Source organism: Micrococcaceae bacterium Sec5.7 (assembly GCA_039636785.1).
GTDB lineage: Bacteria > Actinomycetota > Actinomycetes > Actinomycetales > Micrococcaceae > Arthrobacter.
In genome coordinates this window covers 3,897,706-3,915,815 of record CP144169.1, presented here as the reverse complement: position 1 = coordinate 3,915,815, position 18,110 = coordinate 3,897,706, and the positions used below count along the sequence as shown (strand labels likewise).

Genomic DNA, 18,110 nt, shown 5'->3' with positions numbered 1-18,110 from the left:
GAGGCGGATGCATGATTGGTTCAACGCTTGTTGAATTAATTCTGGAGGGGTAATGCCAGCACCACAGAAATCCGCCAGGGAGTCGACCACCTGCGTCATTGCCGGAGGCGGGCCGGCCGGAATCATGCTGGGCCTTCTGCTGGCCCGTGCCGGTGTCGAGGTCACCGTGCTGGAAAAGCATGCCGATTTCCTGCGGGATTTCCGTGGAGATACGGTGCATGCCTCCACCATCCGTCTGCTGGATGAATTGGGCCTGGGTGAAGGGTTCCGCGCCCTCCCGCAGAGCAAGCTGGGCAACTTCCGGTTCCCCGTGGGAGACGGAAAGACCGTGCTGTTCGGCGACTTCGACACACTCAAGCCGCCTTACGACTACGTGGCCATGGTTCCGCAATGGGATCTGCTGAATTTTCTCGTGGACGCTGCGGAGCAGGAGCCCGCGTTCACGCTTCGCATGAACACCGAGGCAACCGGGCTGCTGCACGACGACGACGGCGCGGTTGCCGGGGTTTCGTACCGTACCAGGGAAGCCGCTTCCGGCCAGGTGCTCGGCGAAGGCGAGTTGCGCGCGCACCTGACAGTGGCCTGTGACGGCCGGGGATCCGTGTTGCGGGATGCCGCCGGGATGGTGCCGCGTGAATTCCCGGTGCCGTTTGATACCTGGTGGTTCAGGTTGTCCCGCAGCTCGGCCGAACAGGATCAGGTGGCAGCCCTGATTCCGCGCTTCAACGGCACCGAAGTGCTCCTGGGGCTGACGCGCAAGGACTTCTACCAGATCGCTTACTTTGCCGAAAAGGGGAAGGATGCACAGCTGCGGGCGGAAGGCGTGGAAAGTTTCCGACGCCGGATTGCCGGCTTGCGTCCGGACCTGGCGGACCGGGTGGATGAGATCGGTTCCCTGGATGAGCTGCATCTGCTGGATGTGAAACTCAACCGGCTCAGGCGCTGGCATAAACCGGGGCTGCTGCTGATCGGCGACGCCGCCCATGCGATGTCGCCGGCGGGTGGTGTGGGAATCAACCTGGCCATCCAGGATGCCGTGGCAGCAGCGGCCCGGATTGCCCGGCCGTTGGGAGCCGGCGGCCTCACCGAATCGGTGCTGGCCGCCGTGCAGCAGCGCCGGATGTTTCCCACTGTGGTCCTGCAGGCCGCCCAGCGGCTGCTGCACGCGACTGTCTTCAAACCGGCCGTTACGGGTGGCCGCTCCGGAGTGCCCCGGCTGCTGATCTTTGTGGCCGAGCACCTTCCGGCGTTCAGGATGCTGCCCGCCAGGATGATCGCCTTTGGTCCGCGGCCCGAACATGCGCCGGACTTCGCGCGCCGGCAGCCGGAGGGCTCGGATGGCTGACGACGCCACAAACGTGCGGGCCCTTGCAGGGGCGGCCGGCGGACCCAAGAGGCCACATCGAGGTGGTGATGCGCTGGTCCCGGCCGCGGTGAACCAGGCGCTCAAATATGGGCCGCCGGCCAACCCGTACGATTGAGCAGTGGCCCATATAGACGTTTCCGGCATTGACTACTTCCTCTCCGACGGCACCCAGCTGCTGAACGGTGTGACGTTCAAGGTCCCGGACGGCACCAAAACGGCGCTGATCGGGCCCAACGGCACCGGCAAAACCACCCTGTTCCGGATCATCTCCGGAGACCTGGTGCCGGATGAAGGCGTGATCGGACGCTCCGGCAACATGGGCATCATGCGCCAGTTCGTGGGCCAGGTCCGGGACGAGTCCACCGTCCGCGACCTCCTGGTTTCCGCGGCCCCGCCCGTTCTGGCGGCCGCCGCCCGCACCGTGGACGAGGCAGAGCTCGCCATGATGGAGTTCGACGACGAACCCACCCAGATGCGGTACGCCCAGGCCTTGGTGGACTGGGGAGATGCCGGCGGCTACGACGTCGAGACCGTCTGGGATGAGGTCTGCATGGCCGCACTGGGCCTGCCCTTTGACCGCGCACAGCACCGCCCGGCGTCGAGCCTTTCCGGAGGCGAGCAGAAGCGGCTGGTGCTCGAGGCGCTGTTCGCCGGTCCTGACGAGCTGCTGCTTCTTGATGAGCCGGACAACTACCTTGACGTTCCCGGCAAGCGCTGGCTTGAGGCCAAGCTCAACGACTCCAAGAAGACCGTGTTCTTCATCAGCCACGACCGCGAGCTCCTGAACAACGCTGCCGGACGCATCGTCACGCTGGAACCCGGCATCAACGGTGCCGGCGCCTGGATCCACGGCGGCGGCTTCGGCACGTACGTGGACGCCCGCGCCGACCGGAACGCCCGTTTCGAGGAGCTGCGCAAGCGCTGGGATGAGGAGCACATCAAGCTCAAGGAACTCGTCAACATGTACAAGAACAAGGCCGCATTCCGTTCGGATATGGCCAACCGGTACCAGGCGGCCCAGACCAGGCTGGCGAAGTTCCTGGAGGCCGGTCCGCCCGAGGCTCTGCCGATCGAGCAGAACGTGAAGATGCGGCTCAAGGGCGGACGCACCGCCAAGCGTGCGGTGGTGGCGGAAAATCTCGGGCTGACCGGCCTGATGAAGCCGTTCTCCACCGAGATCTGGTTCGGCGACCGCGTGGGTGTGCTGGGCTCCAACGGTTCAGGCAAGAGCCACTTCCTGCGGCTGCTGGCCACCGGCGGCACGGATCCGGAGCGCGAGCACCTGCCTGTTTCCGAGGTGGAGATCGCCGAAGTGCCGCACGAAGGAACCGTTAAACTCGGCGCACGGATCCGGCCCGGATTCTTTGCCCAGACCCACGTCCGGCCCGACCTTTTGAACCGAACCTTGCTGGACATTCTGCACCGCGGCGACGAACACCGCTCCGGAATGGGGCGAGAGGCTGCGGCCGGCGCCCTGGACGGCTACGGGCTCGCCGGGCAGTCGGAGCAGAAATACGACTCCCTTTCCGGCGGCCAGCAGGCGCGGTTCCAGATCCTGCTCCTTCAGCTCTCGGGCGCCACCCTGCTGCTCCTGGACGAGCCCACGGACAACCTGGACCTGCACTCCGCGGAGGCATTGGAGAAGGCCATCGACCTGTTTGAGGGAACGGTCCTGGCCGTGACCCACGACCGCTGGTTCGCCCGGACCTTCGACCGCTTCCTGGTATTCGGCTCCGATGGCAAGGTGTACGAATCGAGTGAACCCGTGTGGGATGAAAAGCGGGTCGAGCGGGCGCGGTAGTATCCGGCAGAGCAAAATTAAGCTACTCCGGGAAGAGCTCCGACGGCTCGTCAGCCTCGGGTCCTGCTGAGCCTCCCATGGCGGCAACCAGCCGTTCCCGGGCGCGCCCGAGGTGCTCATCGAGAAGCAGGGCCGCGGCCTCGCCCTGGCCGGCTTCGATCAGTTCGAGAAGTTTTTGGTGCTCCGCCTGGATCAGCGCGGTGTCCAGCAGGTGCAGCGACTGGATACGGGACATGCAGAGCCGCACCTCCCCCACGAGGGAGCGGTACATTTTGCTGATGCGTTCATTGCCCACGGCGTCAATCAGGCTGGTGTGGAACCGCATGTCCGGCTCCACGACGTCGAGGGGCGCGCCTGTCTTCAACGCGGCGATGTCGTTGTTTGCCCGTATTGCCTCTTCGGGCACGTTCCTGCTGGACGCGAGGCGGCGGAGCACTTCGCTTTCCAGGTACGCCCGGGCCAGGTAGATATCCCGCACCGAGTCCGGGCCCAGCTCGGCAACCCGGGCGGTCTTGTGCACGCCCCTGACCAGCAGGCCTTCGGCCACAAGTTTTTCTATTGATGCCTTCGCCGTGGGCCGCGCCACTTCATATGAGGAGGCCACGTCAGTCTCCGTCAGCGCCTGGGAGGACTCCAACTCGCCTGCGAAGATCCGGCTCCGCAGATCCGCGGAGATCGCTTCAACGATCGAGACTGCTGTAATACGGCTGGGCACCGGGGCTCCGTTCTCGGCAAAAGTTCATCCTGACTCTCTTCCCATCTTGCCAGACAAGACTACAAGTAAGACTTGACCGACATGTGTACTTGTTAGACAATCGAGGGGCGTCACGGTGTTGTGACGCCTAACACAATCTGGAGACACATGTTTCAGCAGATCCTCGACCCCATCGTTGGGTCCCTGGTCATTTCGGCCCTTTGCGCCGCTCTTCCCCTTGTCCTGCTCTTCGTCCTCTTGGGTGTATTCAAGGTCAAAGCGCCCAAAGCGGCGATCGCCAGCCTGGTGCTGTCACTGGTGCTGGCAGTTGTTGGCTGGCGGATGCCGGTGAATCAGGCCCTCAGTGCAACGGCGGCCGGCATTTTCTACGGCCTGTTTCCGATCCTGTGGATCCTGGTCAATGCCCTGTGGATCTACAGACTGACCGTGGCCACGCCGTGGTTTGAAGTCCTGGGACGGACCATCCGCTCCATTTCGAACGACCTTCGCATCCTGTCCATCCTCATCGCGTTCTGCTTCGGCGCCCTCCTGGAATCCTTGGCCGGATTCGGCGCTCCGGTGGCGATTTCCGCAGCCATGCTGATGGCCGCGGGGATGAAGCCGCTGAAATCCGCCATCGTCTCGCTGCTGGCAAACACCGCTCCCGTTGCCTTCGGCGCCATGGCCGCACCCATCATCGCCCTCAACGGCGTCACGGGTCTGCCGCTGCACGATCTCTCCTCCATGGCCGGGCGCCAGACGCCTTTCATCGCCCTGATTGTGCCCCTGCTGCTGGTGTTCATCGTCGACGGCCGGCGCGGCGTAAAGCAGACGTGGCCCGTCGCACTGGTCGCCGGAGCCGCCTTCGCCGTCGCGCAGTTTGTCACGTCCAACTTCCTGGCGGTGGAACTGACCGATGTTGTTGCAGCCGTGGTCACGGTCGCCGCAGTGCTTTTGATGTTGAAGGTATGGCAGCCCAAGGAAACCATCGGCATGGAGGGCGCCGTACATGCTGCGGTGCCGGCGCACGCTTCCGTGGCACTGAGCGCCGGCAGCGCGCCCGTCGGCGTGGGCACTGGCAACGGAAGCGCAACCGCATCCGGCGGAGTTCCCACCGACAACACCAGGCCGGAGCCTCGGCAGGTCTGGATGGCGATCGCTCCCTACCTGATCATCATTGCCGTGTTCTCAGTGGCCCAGATTCCCGTCATCAAAACGTGGCTTGGCCAGGTTGGCAGCGTGACGTTCGCCTGGCCGGGCCTGGATATCACCGATTCCGCCGGCAAGCCCGTAGCGGCCACCAAATTCAAGCTGGACCATCTCAAGGCGACAGGCACGCTCTTGCTGTTCTCCGGCCTGATCACCATGGGGCTTTACAAGATCACGGCAGGAAAGGGACTGCGCATCTACCGGGACACCCTTGTGCAGCTGCGCTGGACCATCGTCACCGTGACCACCGTGCTGGCGCTCTCCTTCGTCATGAACCTGTCCGGCCAGACCAGCACCCTGGGATTCGCCCTTGCTTCCGCCGGCGGATTCTTTGCCATCCTCTCGCCGCTGATCGGCTGGATCGGCGTTGCACTCACGGGATCCGATACCTCCTCCAACTCCCTGTTCGGGCAGATGCAGGCCACGGCAGCGCAGCAGACCGGGCTTTCTCCCGTGCTGATGGCCGCCTCCAACTCGTCCGCCGGCGTGATGGGCAAGATGCTCTCGCTGCAGAACCTGGCCGTTGCCTCGGCGGCGGTTGGGCTTGATGGTGCGGAGGGAACCCTGTTCCGCAGGCTCGTTGGCTGGAGCGTGGGGCTGCTGGCGCTCATCACCGTGCTCATCTTCCTGCAGTCCACGCCCGTTCTTGGCTGGATGGTTCCCTGGTGACTGAACTGAACCTGGCCGCCTTCCGGTCGGCTGTGGCAGACCCCGTCCAGGTGAAAACGCGGCCGATCGACCTGCACGCCAACGCCCACGACGCCTCCCATTTCCTGTTGATACCACAGGCCGTGGTGATGGCCGGGAACGCAGCGGAGGTGGGCGGGCTGTTGCAGGCCAGCGCCGCCCAGGGTGTTCCGCTGACCTTCCGCTCCGGCGGCACCAGCCTGAGCGGCCAGGCGGTCACCGATGGCGTCCTGGTGGATGTGCGCCGCAACTTCAAGGACATTGAAGTGCTCGACGGCGGAGCTCGGGTGCGTGTGCAGCCGGGGGTCACCGTGAGGGCCGTCAACGCGCGGCTGGCCCGCTACGGCCGCAAGTTCGGTCCCGATCCGGCGAGCGAATCCGCGTGCACCATCGGTGGCGTGGTGGCCAACAACTCATCCGGCATGAACTGCGGCACCGTAGACAACGCCTACCGCACCCTGGAGTCACTGACTGTGGTGCTTCCTTCCGGCACGGAAATCAACACCGGTGCGCAGGATGCCGATCAAAAGCTCCGCGCACGGGAGCCGGAACTCTATGAAGGCCTGGCGCGGCTTGCCCGACGTGTGCGGGACAACAGTGACTCCGTACTCAGGATCCAGCAGCAGTTCTCCATGAAGAACACCATGGGGTACGGGCTGAACTCCCTGCTCGACTACGACAACCCGGTGGACATCATGGCCCACCTGATTGTCGGTAGCGAAGGCACACTCGGGTTCCTGGCTGAGGCGGTCTTCCGTACCATTCCCCGGCTGCCGCACGCCGCCACCGGCCTGCTGGTATTTCCGGACCTCGAGGCCGCGAACGCCGCACTGCCCGCTTTGGTGGGAACCGGAGCGGCAACAGTGGAACTCATGGATGCGCTGTCACTCAAGGTTGGTCAAACGCTCAAGGGAACGCCCGCCGTCGTGCAGGACCTGGTGGTCCGGGAGCATGCGGCGCTGCTAGTGGAGTATTCCTCTGGCCGCCCCGAGCAGCTGGCGGAAATCCAGCGCCACGGAGAGGGAATCCTGGGCGGTCTGGGGCTCGCAGCCCCGGCCCGGTTCACCGGAGATGCCGTGGAACGTGGACAGTTGTGGCACTTGCGGAAGGGTCTGTACGCCTCCGTAGCCGGTGCCCGCCCGCAGGGGACCACAGCGCTGCTGGAGGACATCGTGGTCCCTGTGCCGGCCTTGGGACGCACGTGCCGGAAACTGATCGGGCTGTTCGACAAATACCGTTACAGCAACAGCGTGATCTTCGGCCATGCAAAGGACGGGAACGTCCACTTCATGCTCACGGACGGCTTCGCCACTGGGGAAGAGCAGGAGCGCTACAGTGCCTTCACCGAGAACATGGTTGACCTGGTCCTCGGTGAAGGTGGATCGCTCAAGGCCGAACATGGCACCGGCCGGGTCATGGCCCCCTATGTGCGGCGGCAGTACGGCGATGAACTCTACGCTGTCATGCGCAGCATCAAGCAGTTGTTCGACCCCGCCGGGATGCTCAACCCCGGCGTGCTGATGGACGATGATCCGCTGGCACATTTGCGCCACATCAAGACGGCTCCGCCCGTGGCCGAGGAGGTGGACCGCTGCGTCTCCTGCGGCTACTGCGAGCCGGTCTGTCCCAGCAAGGACATAACGCTCACTCCGCGGCAGCGAATCGTCACCCTGCGCGCAATTGAGTCAGCCCGGCTGGCCGGGGATACGGCGCTGGTGAAAGAGCTGGAAAAAGATTATGGCTACGAATCCGTGCAGACCTGCGCTGTGGACGGAATGTGCCAGACCGCCTGCCCGGTGGACATCAATACGGGCGTGCTCGTGAAGGGTATCCGCAGCTCGGATGCCGGTCCGGTGGCGAACCGACTGTGGAACGCCGCTGCCAAGCACTGGGGTGGCCTCACCCGCGGAGCCTCGGTTGCGCTGACGCTGGTGGACAAGATCCCGATCGCAGCAGTGGTCCCGCCGAACAAGGCCGCACGGGCTGTCCTCGGCGCCGACACCGTGCCGCTGTACTCGCCCGAGCTGCCCGGCGGAGGTTCCGTGAGGAAACGGCCGACGCCGGAAAAGGAGGTTGACGCCGTCTACTTTCCTGCGTGCGTGGGCACCATGTTTGGGCCGGCCGGAGCCGGTCAGACGGGTCCGGGCGGTCAGGCTCCCGAAGATGGCCACGGGGTCCAGTACAGCTTCGAACAGCTGTGCGCCCGCGCAGGAATCACCTTGCTTGTCCCGGAAGGAATAGACGGCCTTTGCTGTGGAACTCCGTGGTCCTCAAAGGGCATGGCTGCGGGCCAGAAGACCATGAGGGACAAAACCCTGGCCTCCCTCCGGGAAGCCACCCGGAACGGCGAGGTTCCGATCATCTGTGATGCGTCCTCGTGCACCGAGGGATTGCGCCAGGCCGTCGAGGAGGACGATCCCCCGGCGGGGCAGCGCTCCCTGCGGATGGTGGATGCCGTGGACTTCGCAGCCGAGCACATCCTGCCCAAGCTGCCGGAGCATGGGAAGCTGGACTCCCTTGCCCTGCACCCCACGTGCTCCTCCACCCGGATGGGACTAAACGATGCCTTGGACACGGTTGCCAGGGCCGTGGCCGAGCGGGTGGAAGTTCCCGAGAACTGGGGCTGCTGCGCCTTCGCCGGAGACCGGGGAATGCTTCACCCAGAGTTGACAGCATCCGCCACCCGGAAGCAGGGCGCGGAAGTCGCGGAAATGGGTGCAACTGCCCACGCCTCCTGCAACCGGACCTGCGAACTGGGGATGACCAGGGCCACGGGTGCCGAATACCGGCATGTGCTGGAGCTCCTGGAGGAGGTGACACGATGAACGCACCCGCGTCCGGCGGCTATTTGAACGTCTTGCGCTTCGTCTCTGACCCGTCTGCCGAATAGGTGACCCATTCGCCGACTTTGCGGCCGACGTCGAACGTTCCTTCGTCCATCAGTTCACCGGTGCTGTGCCGACGCTGCCAGAAACCGTCCTGCTGCCCGTCGCGGAATGCTCCATTCTGCAGGAGGCCGCCGCCTTCGCGGTACCAGACGCAGTCGCCGTCCAGCTGGCCATGACTGTAACCGGCGTCGGCCTTGATCCGGCCGTTGCGGTAGTAGAAGGTCCAGCGGCCGTGGCGTTCGCCGTCGAGATACTCACCGATGCCGGAAACCTTGCCGTCTTTGAACAGTTCCTCAGCCATAAGCCAAGATTATCCCGTCACGTTGAGCATCAGAATGATTAAATGATCAAACTAAGTTAGCGTTTGAGCATGAAGACTGAAGAGCGGCACCTTTTTATAGGTGGGCTGCTGCGCCGCCGTGACGAGGTCACGGTAGAAGAATTGATGGCCGCCTGCGGCGCTTCGGGCGCAACCATCCGCCGTGACCTTGAGGTTCTGTCAGCGCACGGCGTGCTCCGGCGCGTCCACGGAGGAGCGAAAAGTCTCGTTGGGCGTGGCGAAAACCCGGGCTACGGGCAGCGCGAGCTTGAAGACCACCGCGTCAAGGTCCGCATTGCTGCCGGCGTTGCGAAGCTCCTGCGGGACCGTGAGCACGTCTGGCTGGACAGCGGGACCACAGCCACTGAGATCGCCCGGAAGCTGCTGCAACGCGATTTGACCCTGATGCCGATGTCGCTGCGGGCCATCAACGTTCTGACGGCGGATGATCAGCCAGCTGGCTACCGCCCTGCCCTGCTGATGCCGGGAGGTAGCCTCATCCCGGGTGAGCTGTCCTTCCGCGGGCCGCTGGCCGAGGCGAACATCCGATCGCTGCGCTTTGATACGGCAGTAGTCACGCCCTGCGCACTGAATCTGAAGGACGGACTGCTGGCCCATGACCTCGAGGACGCGGCCGTGAAACGCGCGGGCCTGCAATCCGCGGGTCGCGTGATCGTCGCCTGCGCCGGCTCCAAGTGGAATGCCAGCGCTGTGGCGCTCGTCGCGGCCCTGGATGCCGTTGACGTGATCGTCACGGAAAAATTCCTCAGCCCGGAAGAACTCGCACAACTTGAAAAACACTCGGTGGAAGTAGTGAACGTATGAGCAGCACAATAACCAGCCCCAGCCTCAAGGCCGCCGCCATTGCCACGTTTGTGATTTTCGGCGCCAACGGCCTGGTGTTCGCGAGCTGGGCGGCCAGGATTCCGGCGGTGACCGAGATCCTGCACCTGACCTCAGGGCAGATGGGCTCCTTGCTGCTGTGCACGGCGGTGGGCTCGCTCATTGCGCTCCCCACGGCGGGACTTGTGGTGGGGAGGATCGGGACGGCCAACACGGTGCGGGCCAGTGGTCTGGTGGCTGCACTGGCGGGGGTGGGCATTGCGCTGTCCTTGATGGCCGGATCCGTCCCGGGGACGGCCGTGGCCCTGTTCTTCTTCGGGATCGCGATCGGGCTGTGGGACGTTTCGCAGAACATTGAAGGAGCCGACGTCGAACACCGCCTGATGCGGACCATCATGCCCAAGTTCCATGCGGCATTCAGCGGCGGGGCATTTCTGGGGGCGCTGATCGGGGCCGGGCTTTCCAACGCTGGCATTGGCCTGCCCGAGCACCTGCTGGTGATTGCCGCGCTCGTGGCGGTGCTGACGTTTGCCATCCCGCGCTATTTCCTGCCCCACACCGCCGCGGTTGCACCTGTTGCCGGTGAAGCGAAACCTGCCAGGGGACCGTCAGCCTGGCGCGACGGCCGCACGCTGCTGATCGGCGTGGTGGTTCTCGGCGCAACACTCACCGAAGGTGCCGGCAACGACTGGATCGCCAAGGCTTCGGTGGACGGCCTGGGCTCTTCCGAGTCCACCGGTGCCCTGATGTTTGCCCTCTTCGTTCTGGCAATGACAGCCATGCGATTCTTTGGCGGGACGTTCATCGACAAGTACGGCCGCGTGGCCGTGCTGCGGGCAAGCATGGCCGCCGCCGCTGCAGGGCTGGGACTCTTTGTGCTTGCGGGCAATATCTGGCTGGCCGCGGCGGGTGCTGCGTTGTGGGGCGTCGGGGCGGCATTGGCGTTCCCCATGGGCATGTCCGCCGCCGCGGATGACCCGAAGCATGCCGCCGTACGGGTTTCCGTGGTGTCCACCCTGGGGTACATCGCCTTCCTGGCCGGCCCTCCGCTGCTGGGCTATCTGGGCGACCTCACGGGAATCCACCTGGCACTGCTGGCTATCGGGGTGCCGATCCTCATTGCTCTGCTGCTCGCCGGCGCCGCGAAGCCCTTGCCTTCCAGGTAAGCAGCCGCCCCGAGTCAATATTCTCCTGGATGCATATGTTCTGGTAAGCCAGCCAGAGCAGCGGCACCACTGCTGCGGCGAGGCACAGGCCGCCCGCGGTATCCATGAGCCACTGAGCCTGCAGGTAGGTCCGGCTGACCATCATGGTGATGCTGCCGAGCACGGCCAGCGCCCACACCCACGCGCGCCCCGCAAGAATGGCCAGCACCAGCAGGAACGCGGCGGTGGTGGCCACATGACCCGACGGGTAAGAGCCCGTATCCGTGAGCACAACCGGCGTGTCCGGGTGCGCCCGGAGGATCCCGGCCTTGAGCAGCTGGGTAAGAAGGATGACGACGGCGCCGGCAACGGCGGTGAATATGGCCGCCTGCGGTCTCCTCCGGACGAGCAGAGCCGCGGCGAGGAGGACGTGCAGGACGAGGATGCCCTGGTATCCCGCAAGATTCAGGAGGCCGTTGACCGAATCCCAGAACGGGCTGTGGCTGGTCGCCATCAGCGAGTACCAGCCGTCGTCGAGACCCTGAAAGGCGGGGTCGGCGACGTCAGCCAGCAGTGAGCCAACGAGCACCACCACCAGGGTGAGCAGCACCGTACACGCAGCGACGGTTCTGCCGGGTGAAAACCGCCGGGGACTCAGCACGCGGATCATGGCTTCATCCTAGCCGGGGGCGGGTGGGCACCCGGCGGTAGGGTGGGGAAATGCGAAGCGTGCTGAGAAAGGGTCCCGGGCGGGTATCCGTCCTGGACCGGGCGCTGGTGCGCGCCGTTTCCCGGTTCCCCGCCGGGCATCACGATACCTACTTCCGCCGGCTTTCCAGGTCAGCCAACGACGGCAAACTGTGGTTCGCCGTTGCCGCTGTCATGTCCGCTTTCCCCGGCAAGCCGCGGCGGGCCGCGCTCCACGGGCTTATCGCCCAGGGGGTGGCATCGGCCGTGACCAATGTGGTGTTCAAAACACTGTTGCCCCGCGCCCGGCCGCTGCCTGAGCACCTGCCCGTGTTCCGTTTCGTCAACCCCCAGCCCACCAGCTCATCCATGCCGTCGGGCCATTCTGCATCAGCGGCGGCGTTTGCGCTGGGAGTGGGGCTGGTCCAGCCCGCAATCGGGGCGGCCATTGCCCCCCTTGCCGCGGGCGTTGCCTACTCCAGGATCCATACGGGTGCCCACTGGCCGTCCGACGTACTCTTCGGCACCCTAATGGGTGCAGGCGCGGCCATGCTTACCCGGAAGTGGTGGCCGGTCCGCCCGCCCTTCCCGCAGACCAGCCGGACTGCCGTCCAAGCGCCGGAGCTGCCAGGCGGCGAGGGCCTGGGCATCGCGGTCAATACCCTGGGCGGTTCCTTTACGGCCGAAACCGCAGGCGCCCTCAGAGAGGTATTCCCCAAGGCGCATATACAGACCATTGATGCCGGTGAGCGCGTCGAAGAGGAGATCCGCGCCGCCGCTGGCAGACCCGGAACCAGGGCGCTCGGCGTATGGGGAGGGGACGGAACCGTGGGCACTGCGGCCGCAGCCGCCGTCGAGCATTCACTCCCTCTCCTGGTGCTGCCCGGCGGGACTCTGAACCACTTCGCGCGTGACGCCGGGACCGGATCCCTCGCGGAGGCGGTGGACGCTGCGGCGAAGGGAGAGGCCGCGCTGGCAGACATCGGAGTGGTGTCCGTGGAGCGAGGACTGGCCGGCAACCCGGAGCTGGCGGAACTGCTCATGCTGAACACCGCCAGCATTGGCCTCTACCCCAACCTGGTGCGGCGCCGGGAGCAACTGCAGCCCGCGCTCGGGAAACCCCTGGCCGGTGTGGTGGCGATGTTCAGGACCTTCGCCGCGGGAACGCCAACAACGCTCACTGTGGACGGTGTCCGGCACAAACTCTGGATCATGTACGTGGGCCGGGGCCGCTATTACCCGCGCGACCACGCCCCGCTCGTGAGACCTGTCCTGGACGACGGGGTGCTGGACCTCCGGATGATCACGGCCGATGAATCCTTTGCGCGGCTCCGCCTGCTGTGGTCCGTGCTGACCGGAACCGTAGCGACGTCCAGGATCACCCACCTCACGGAGGCCACCCGGATCAGGGTGGAATCGAACGGCTCTCCCATGGTGCTGGCCGTGGACGGCGAAGTGATCCCGGGTGTCCGCGCCGCCGAATTCACGGTGCGGCGCGGTGCGCTGACGTACTATTCGCCCCACGCCTGAGCGACAACCAGCGCCAAGAAGCGCCGGGGGCGGTCATCCGTCCGGACTACCCTGATTCACCCCTGAATCATCCCTGAGACCGGCGAAATCAGGACTTTGCGTCGGTAGCGTGGAGCTACACACCAACACTCCGCAGCATCCCGCAGCTACGCAAAGGAACGCTCAATGATCGAGGCACACGGCCTGACGAAGGTCTACGGCGACAAAACCGCCGTCGCCGGCGTCAATTTCACTGTCCAGGCCGGTCAGGTGACCGGCTTCCTTGGCCCCAACGGGGCCGGCAAGTCCACCACCATGCGCATGATCATGGGACTGGACACGCCGACGTCGGGATCCGCCACCGTCAACGGTGTCCCGTTCGCGCAACACAAGGCCCCATTGCGCGAGATCGGTGCCCTGCTCGACGCAAAAGCCGTCCACTCGAGCCGCTCGGCTTACAACCATCTGCTGGCCATGGCCGCCACCCACAGCATCCCCACCAAGCGCGTCCATGAGGTCATCGAGATGACAGGCCTGGCCGAGGTGGCCAAAAAGAAAGTCAAGGGGTTCTCGCTGGGCATGGGCCAGCGCCTTGGCATTGCCGCCGCGCTCCTGGGCGATCCGCAGACCATCATCCTGGACGAGCCGGTCAACGGCCTGGACCCGGAAGGCGTCGTGTGGGTCCGGAACCTGGTCAAGTACCTGGCATCCGAGGGCCGCACCGTGTTCCTCTCAAGCCACCTCATGAGCGAGATGGCGCTGACGGCGGACCACCTCATTGTCATTGGCCGGGGCAGGATCATTGCCGATGCGCCCATCCAGGAGATCATCACCGGCAAGGGACAGAGCCGCACCAGGGTACGCACAGACCAGCCGGACCAACTGATGAACGTCCTCGCCGGAGCAGGCGTTTCCGTGGAGGTCCGGGAACACGAACTGCTGGAGGTCCAGGGTTTGAACCCGCGCCAGATCGCCCGTGCAGCCCTGGAAAGCCGGGTCATGATCTACGAACTCACCCCCTTGCAGGCCAGCCTTGAAGAGGCATACATGGAACTGACCAAGGACGAGGTCGAATACCACTCACTCATCACAACGGGAGCCCCGGTTTCCGCACAGTCCGGAGGCAACTAAGCCATGAGCTCAACTACTTTGGCCGCGACCCGCGCCGGAAACAACGCCCTCGACAATCCCGGTCCGGGCCCCACTTTCCTCCGCGTCCTGAACTCGGAATTCATCAAGTTCCGCACCTTGATGTCCACGCTGATCCTCCTCGGGTCCACGGCGCTGGTCATGGTTGGCTTCGGGGCGCTGGCTGCGTGGGGCATCGGACAGCTGATCCACGACAGTCAAGGTAATCCACGGGCCGGCGGAGCCCTGGCCGCGCAGGGAGGAGACCCGCTGGCGGTCATCCCGACGTCGGGCATCTCATTCGCGCAACTCATCATCGGATCGCTGGCAGTGCTGCTGATGAGCTCGGAGTTCACCACCGGCATGGCGCGGTCCACGTTCGCCGCAGTGCCAAGGCGGCTCCCGGCTTTCTTCGCCAAACTCGCGGTGGTGGTGGTCTCCGCCTTCGTTGTGACCACAGGCGCGGCGCTTCTCGCCGCCGTTGTGGCGGGCCCGATCCTGAACCAGTACGACCTCAAACTGGATCTTGGAACGGAGCATTCCCTTCGGCTGCTGATCGTCTCAGGGCTTTACGTAGCTGCCGTGGCCGCGATCGGAATGTCGTTGGGTACGCTCATCCGGAACTCGGCGGGCGGGATCATGGCACTCGTTGGGCTGTTCTTCGTATTGCCCATCGCCTTCCAGCTCATCCCGGGTGACTTCTTCGTGGAAGCCCGCAAGTACCTGCCGGACAACCTCTACCAGACCATCACGGCGGCAAACCACGCGGACGGGGCGCTGGAGATCTGGCAGGCAGCTGCCTGGCTGGGCCTCTGGGTCCTGGTGCCGCTGGCGATCTCGGCGGTCCTGCTGAAGAAGCGGGACGTCTAGGCTCAAGCCATGAGTGAAGCAGTGCCAGTGATGGACGCGCCGGCCGGCCAGGCTGACGCGTCCTTCGCGGAAATCACCGCAAGGCGCCGCGGCCGCCTTCGCCGCTACCTGTTCCAGCACCCGCGGGTGATGGATGCGCTGGTGGTGCTGTGCTACGCGCTCCTGGTCACCCCTACCGTGGTGGACGCCGTGCCCGCAGGAAAGTGGCTGGCAGCGGGGCTCCTTGCGCTGGTTGCGCTGTCCCTGTTTTTCAGGCGCTTCCATCCGGTTGCCGTGGTGGCTTTCGTGGCGGTGGTGGAGGTAGCCGTGACGCTGCTCCACCCGTGGGGCTCCAACGTTTCGGCCGGGCTGTGGTTCTCGCTGTACGCAGTGGCCGTGGTCCACACCCGCCGCTTCTCATTCACAACCCTGGCGGTGGCCACTGCACCGTTGGCCCTTTTGTACCTCCTCGCCGCTGTGGGGCCCCTGGAGGATACCTTTCCCACCGACGGCACCGGAAGGCCTGAGGAGTTCCAGCTCATCACCAGCATTGCGGCCGGCGTCAGCATTGCCCTGTCCAACGTGATCGCCACCGGCATTGGCATTTCGGTGCGGCAGCGACGCGAGCATGAACAGGAAATTGCAGCGTGGGCGGCCAGAACGGCGCGGCTGGGTTCCGTTAACGAACGGACCCGGATCGCCCGGGAAATGCACGACGTCGTTGCCCACTCGCTGACGGTCATGATCACGCTGTCTGACGGTGCCGCCGTCGTGGTTAAGAGAAGTCCTGAACGCGCCGGTGAGGTGCTGGGGGAACTCTCCCGGACCGGCCGGACTGCCCTGGCGGACATGCGCCGCGTGCTGGGTGTGCTGCGTGATGAAGGAGGCGGCCAGGCTCCGCGGGAGCCGCTGGCTGCGGGCGACAACCTGGCCAAACTCCTGGAGGGCTTCCGGACCGCCGGACTGCCGCTGCACTATTCGCATACCGGACCTGCGCTGCCGGAGGATGCCGCTTTCCAACTGACCGTTTACCGGATCGTCCAGGAATCGCTCACCAATGTGCTGCGCTATGGCCGCGCGCTGGGCCGGGTGGACGTGGGTATTGTCCGGGATGAATCCACCGTCACCATTGAAGTGCTCGACGACGGCAAAGGCACCGTTGACGCCGGCACGCCGGGCTCCGGTCCGGGCTCCGGTCCTGGCTCCGGCCAGGGCCTGTTAGGGATGAAGGAGCGGGCCCGGATCTACGCGGGTACCGTGGATGCCGGGCGGACCAACAACGGCGGCTGGCGTGTACGTGATTCTTGAGGGCGAGGACGATTTCCGGATCGTGGGCGAGGCATCCGACGGCGCCGAGGCTGTCCGCCGGGTCCGTGAGCTCGACCCCGATGTGGTGCTGATGGACGTCCGGATGCCGGTTCTTGACGGAATCGAAGCAACGCGGGCCATCACCGCCTCCGGATCCTGTGCCCGTGTGATCATCCTGACCACTTTCGACCTGGACGAGTACGCCTTCACGGGCCTCCAGGCCGGCGCCTCGGCCTTTCTGCTTAAGGATGTTGCCCCCTCGGAGTTGATTCACGCCGTGCGTGTGGTGGCCAGCGGCGACGCCGTGGTGGCGCCCCGCGTTACGCAGCGGCTGCTGGAGACCTATGTTCGCGGCCAGAAGCCGGGACCCTTAGCGTCCCAGGGCGCCCCGGCGCACCGTGACCCCCTGCTGGAAGATCTCACGCCCCGCGAAACCGAGATGCTCGAGGCCATGGCGGAGGGGCTCTCCAACGCCGAGATCGCGCACAGATACTTCCTGTCCGAGGCCACGGTTAAGACGCACGTGCGCCGGATCCTGACCAAACTCCACCTGCGGGACCGGGTCCAGGCCGTGGTGTACGCGTACGAGACCGGCCTGGTGGTGCCGAGCAACCCGGACTACTGACGGCCGGTGGCTCGCGGCCCGTGCGGTGAGCCTGCCGAGCCCCCGGTCGGTGAGGTAAAAATGCACAGCGCCCGCACAGGAATGCCCTATGCGCGGCATAGCCGGCGGGCGTTGGATGGGCTCATGACGAAATCATCGCAGCCCCCGAAAGAGCATCAGCCCCGCACGAACCGCATCCCAACCACGACCGCGGCCTGGAATTCGATCTCTCAACCCTTATGAGCCGCCGCTCCCTCGGTTTGTTCTTCGGGGCCGGCGCGGCTGCCGCCGCTTTGGCGGCCTGCACGCCAGGCGGCCCGACCACCGCAACTGACGGTTCGACGGCGGCCGCCACAACGACGGCGCCCGCCGCCTCCGCTTCTTCGTCCGCGTCCGCGACCCCCACGCTCACCCGCGCCATTGCGGAGTGCGGAGTGGAGATCCCGCAGGAAACGGCGGGTCCGTATCCGGGCGACGGCTCTAATGGACCCAATGTCCTGGAGGCGTCCGGGGTGGTGCGGCAGGACATCACATCGAGTTTCGGCAGCTCCACCACCAGGGTCGACGGTGTCCCGCTGACGGTCACCTTGACCTTGCTCGACGGGTCAGCCCGAACCGGGGCGAACGGCTGCGAACCACTCATCGGCGCCGCCGTGTACGCGTGGCACTGCGACCGCGACGGCAAGTATTCCATGTACGATTCCGGCCTGGACAACGAGAACTACCTCCGCGGCGTCCAGGAGGCGGATGCCAACGGCCTGGTCACGTTCACCACCATCTACCCCGGCGCCTACAACGGCCGCTGGCCGCACATCCACTTCGAAGTCTTCGAGTCCATGAGCAGCGCCACCGCAGCAGGTAAGGTCCTCGCCGTCTCGCAGATCGCGCTCACGGACGCCGCCTGCAAGGAGGTCTACGCGTCCGCCGGGTATGAAGCCAGCGCGCAGAACTTCCCCAACACCACGCTGAAATCGGACAACGTCTTCGGCGACGACGGCGCGATCTACCAACTGGCCACCATCGCCGGATCGGTGTCCGGCGGCTACACCGCGGGGCTCAACGTCACGGTCTAG

General features: G+C 65.4%; 15 protein-coding genes. 12 read left to right on the top strand and 3 right to left on the bottom strand.

Annotation, left to right across the window (positions count from 1 at the left end):
• Window positions 1-52 precede the first annotated feature (52 nt).
• Window positions 53-1,345, top strand: coding sequence for an FAD-dependent oxidoreductase (locus tag V3C33_18735; protein ID XAS67436.1), 1,293 nt, complete (start codon window positions 53-55; stop codon window positions 1,343-1,345).
• Window positions 1,346-1,484: 139 nt separating this feature from the next.
• Window positions 1,485-3,167: an ATP-binding cassette domain-containing protein gene (locus V3C33_18730; GenBank protein ID XAS67435.1), complete on the top strand. Its 1,683-nt coding sequence runs from the start codon at window positions 1,485-1,487 to the stop codon at window positions 3,165-3,167.
• Between the two features lie 22 nt (window positions 3,168-3,189).
• Here the strand turns inward: V3C33_18730 and V3C33_18725 are convergent, their stop codons facing one another.
• Complete coding sequence (locus V3C33_18725) at window positions 3,190-3,882, bottom strand: GntR family transcriptional regulator (GenBank protein XAS67434.1); 693 nt, start codon at window positions 3,880-3,882, stop codon at window positions 3,190-3,192.
• A 147-nt stretch (window positions 3,883-4,029) separates the two neighbouring features.
• Here V3C33_18725 and V3C33_18720 point away from each other — a divergent pair, with 147 nt between their 5' ends.
• Both V3C33_18720 and V3C33_18715 read left to right on the top strand, forming a co-directional pair.
• Window positions 4,030-5,739 carry an L-lactate permease gene (locus V3C33_18720; protein ID XAS67433.1) on the top strand — a complete coding sequence of 570 codons (1,710 nt, stop codon included), beginning with the start codon at window positions 4,030-4,032 and terminating at the stop codon, window positions 5,737-5,739.
• Window positions 5,736-8,582 carry an FAD-binding and (Fe-S)-binding domain-containing protein gene (locus V3C33_18715; GenBank protein XAS67432.1) on the top strand — a complete coding sequence of 949 codons (2,847 nt, stop codon included), beginning with the start codon at window positions 5,736-5,738 and terminating at the stop codon, window positions 8,580-8,582. Before V3C33_18720 ends, V3C33_18715 begins: the two co-directional genes overlap by 4 nt.
• 19 nt (window positions 8,583-8,601) lie before the next feature.
• On the opposite strand, the gene V3C33_18710 is transcribed toward V3C33_18715, so the two are convergent.
• Window positions 8,602-8,946 (bottom strand): hypothetical protein, encoded by a 345-nt coding sequence (locus V3C33_18710; GenBank protein ID XAS67431.1) that lies wholly within the window; start codon window positions 8,944-8,946, stop codon window positions 8,602-8,604.
• Between the two features lie 69 nt (window positions 8,947-9,015).
• On the opposite strand from V3C33_18710, the gene V3C33_18705 reads away from it, so the two are divergent.
• Window positions 9,016-9,789, top strand: coding sequence for a DeoR/GlpR family DNA-binding transcription regulator (locus V3C33_18705; GenBank protein ID XAS67430.1), 774 nt, complete (start codon window positions 9,016-9,018; stop codon window positions 9,787-9,789).
• On the top strand, window positions 9,786-10,973 hold the full coding sequence (locus V3C33_18700; GenBank protein XAS67429.1) for an MFS transporter: 1,188 nt from the start codon (window positions 9,786-9,788) through the stop codon (window positions 10,971-10,973). The genes V3C33_18705 and V3C33_18700 overlap by 4 nt, the downstream gene beginning before the upstream one ends.
• Here the strand turns inward: V3C33_18700 and V3C33_18695 are convergent.
• Window positions 10,924-11,622: a phosphatase PAP2 family protein gene (locus tag V3C33_18695; protein XAS67428.1), complete on the bottom strand. Its 699-nt coding sequence runs from the start codon at window positions 11,620-11,622 to the stop codon at window positions 10,924-10,926. The two genes, V3C33_18700 and V3C33_18695, sit on opposite strands and share 50 nt — an antisense overlap.
• A gap of 50 nt (window positions 11,623-11,672) precedes the next feature.
• Here V3C33_18695 and V3C33_18690 point away from each other — a divergent pair, with 50 nt between their 5' ends.
• The 6 genes from V3C33_18690 to V3C33_18665 all read left to right on the top strand — a co-directional run bounded on the left by V3C33_18690 (window position 11,673) and on the right by V3C33_18665 (window position 18,110).
• Window positions 11,673-13,169, top strand: coding sequence for a phosphatase PAP2 family protein (locus V3C33_18690; GenBank protein XAS67427.1), 1,497 nt, complete (start codon window positions 11,673-11,675; stop codon window positions 13,167-13,169).
• Between the two features lie 165 nt (window positions 13,170-13,334).
• Window positions 13,335-14,279, top strand: coding sequence for an ATP-binding cassette domain-containing protein (locus V3C33_18685; protein ID XAS67426.1), 945 nt, complete (start codon window positions 13,335-13,337; stop codon window positions 14,277-14,279).
• A 3-nt stretch (window positions 14,280-14,282) separates the two neighbouring features.
• On the top strand, window positions 14,283-15,146 hold the full coding sequence (locus V3C33_18680) for an ABC transporter permease (GenBank protein XAS67425.1): 864 nt from the start codon (window positions 14,283-14,285) through the stop codon (window positions 15,144-15,146).
• Window positions 15,147-15,155: 9 nt separating this feature from the next.
• A complete protein-coding gene (locus tag V3C33_18675; GenBank protein ID XAS67424.1) occupies window positions 15,156-16,433 on the top strand; it encodes a histidine kinase in 1,278 nt (425 codons plus the stop codon).
• Window positions 16,417-17,058 (top strand): response regulator transcription factor, encoded by a 642-nt coding sequence (locus V3C33_18670; protein ID XAS67423.1) that lies wholly within the window; start codon window positions 16,417-16,419, stop codon window positions 17,056-17,058. The genes V3C33_18675 and V3C33_18670 overlap by 17 nt, the downstream gene beginning before the upstream one ends.
• A 218-nt stretch (window positions 17,059-17,276) precedes the next feature.
• Entirely contained in the window at window positions 17,277-18,110 is an 834-nt protein-coding gene (locus V3C33_18665; protein ID XAS67422.1) for an intradiol ring-cleavage dioxygenase, read from the top strand.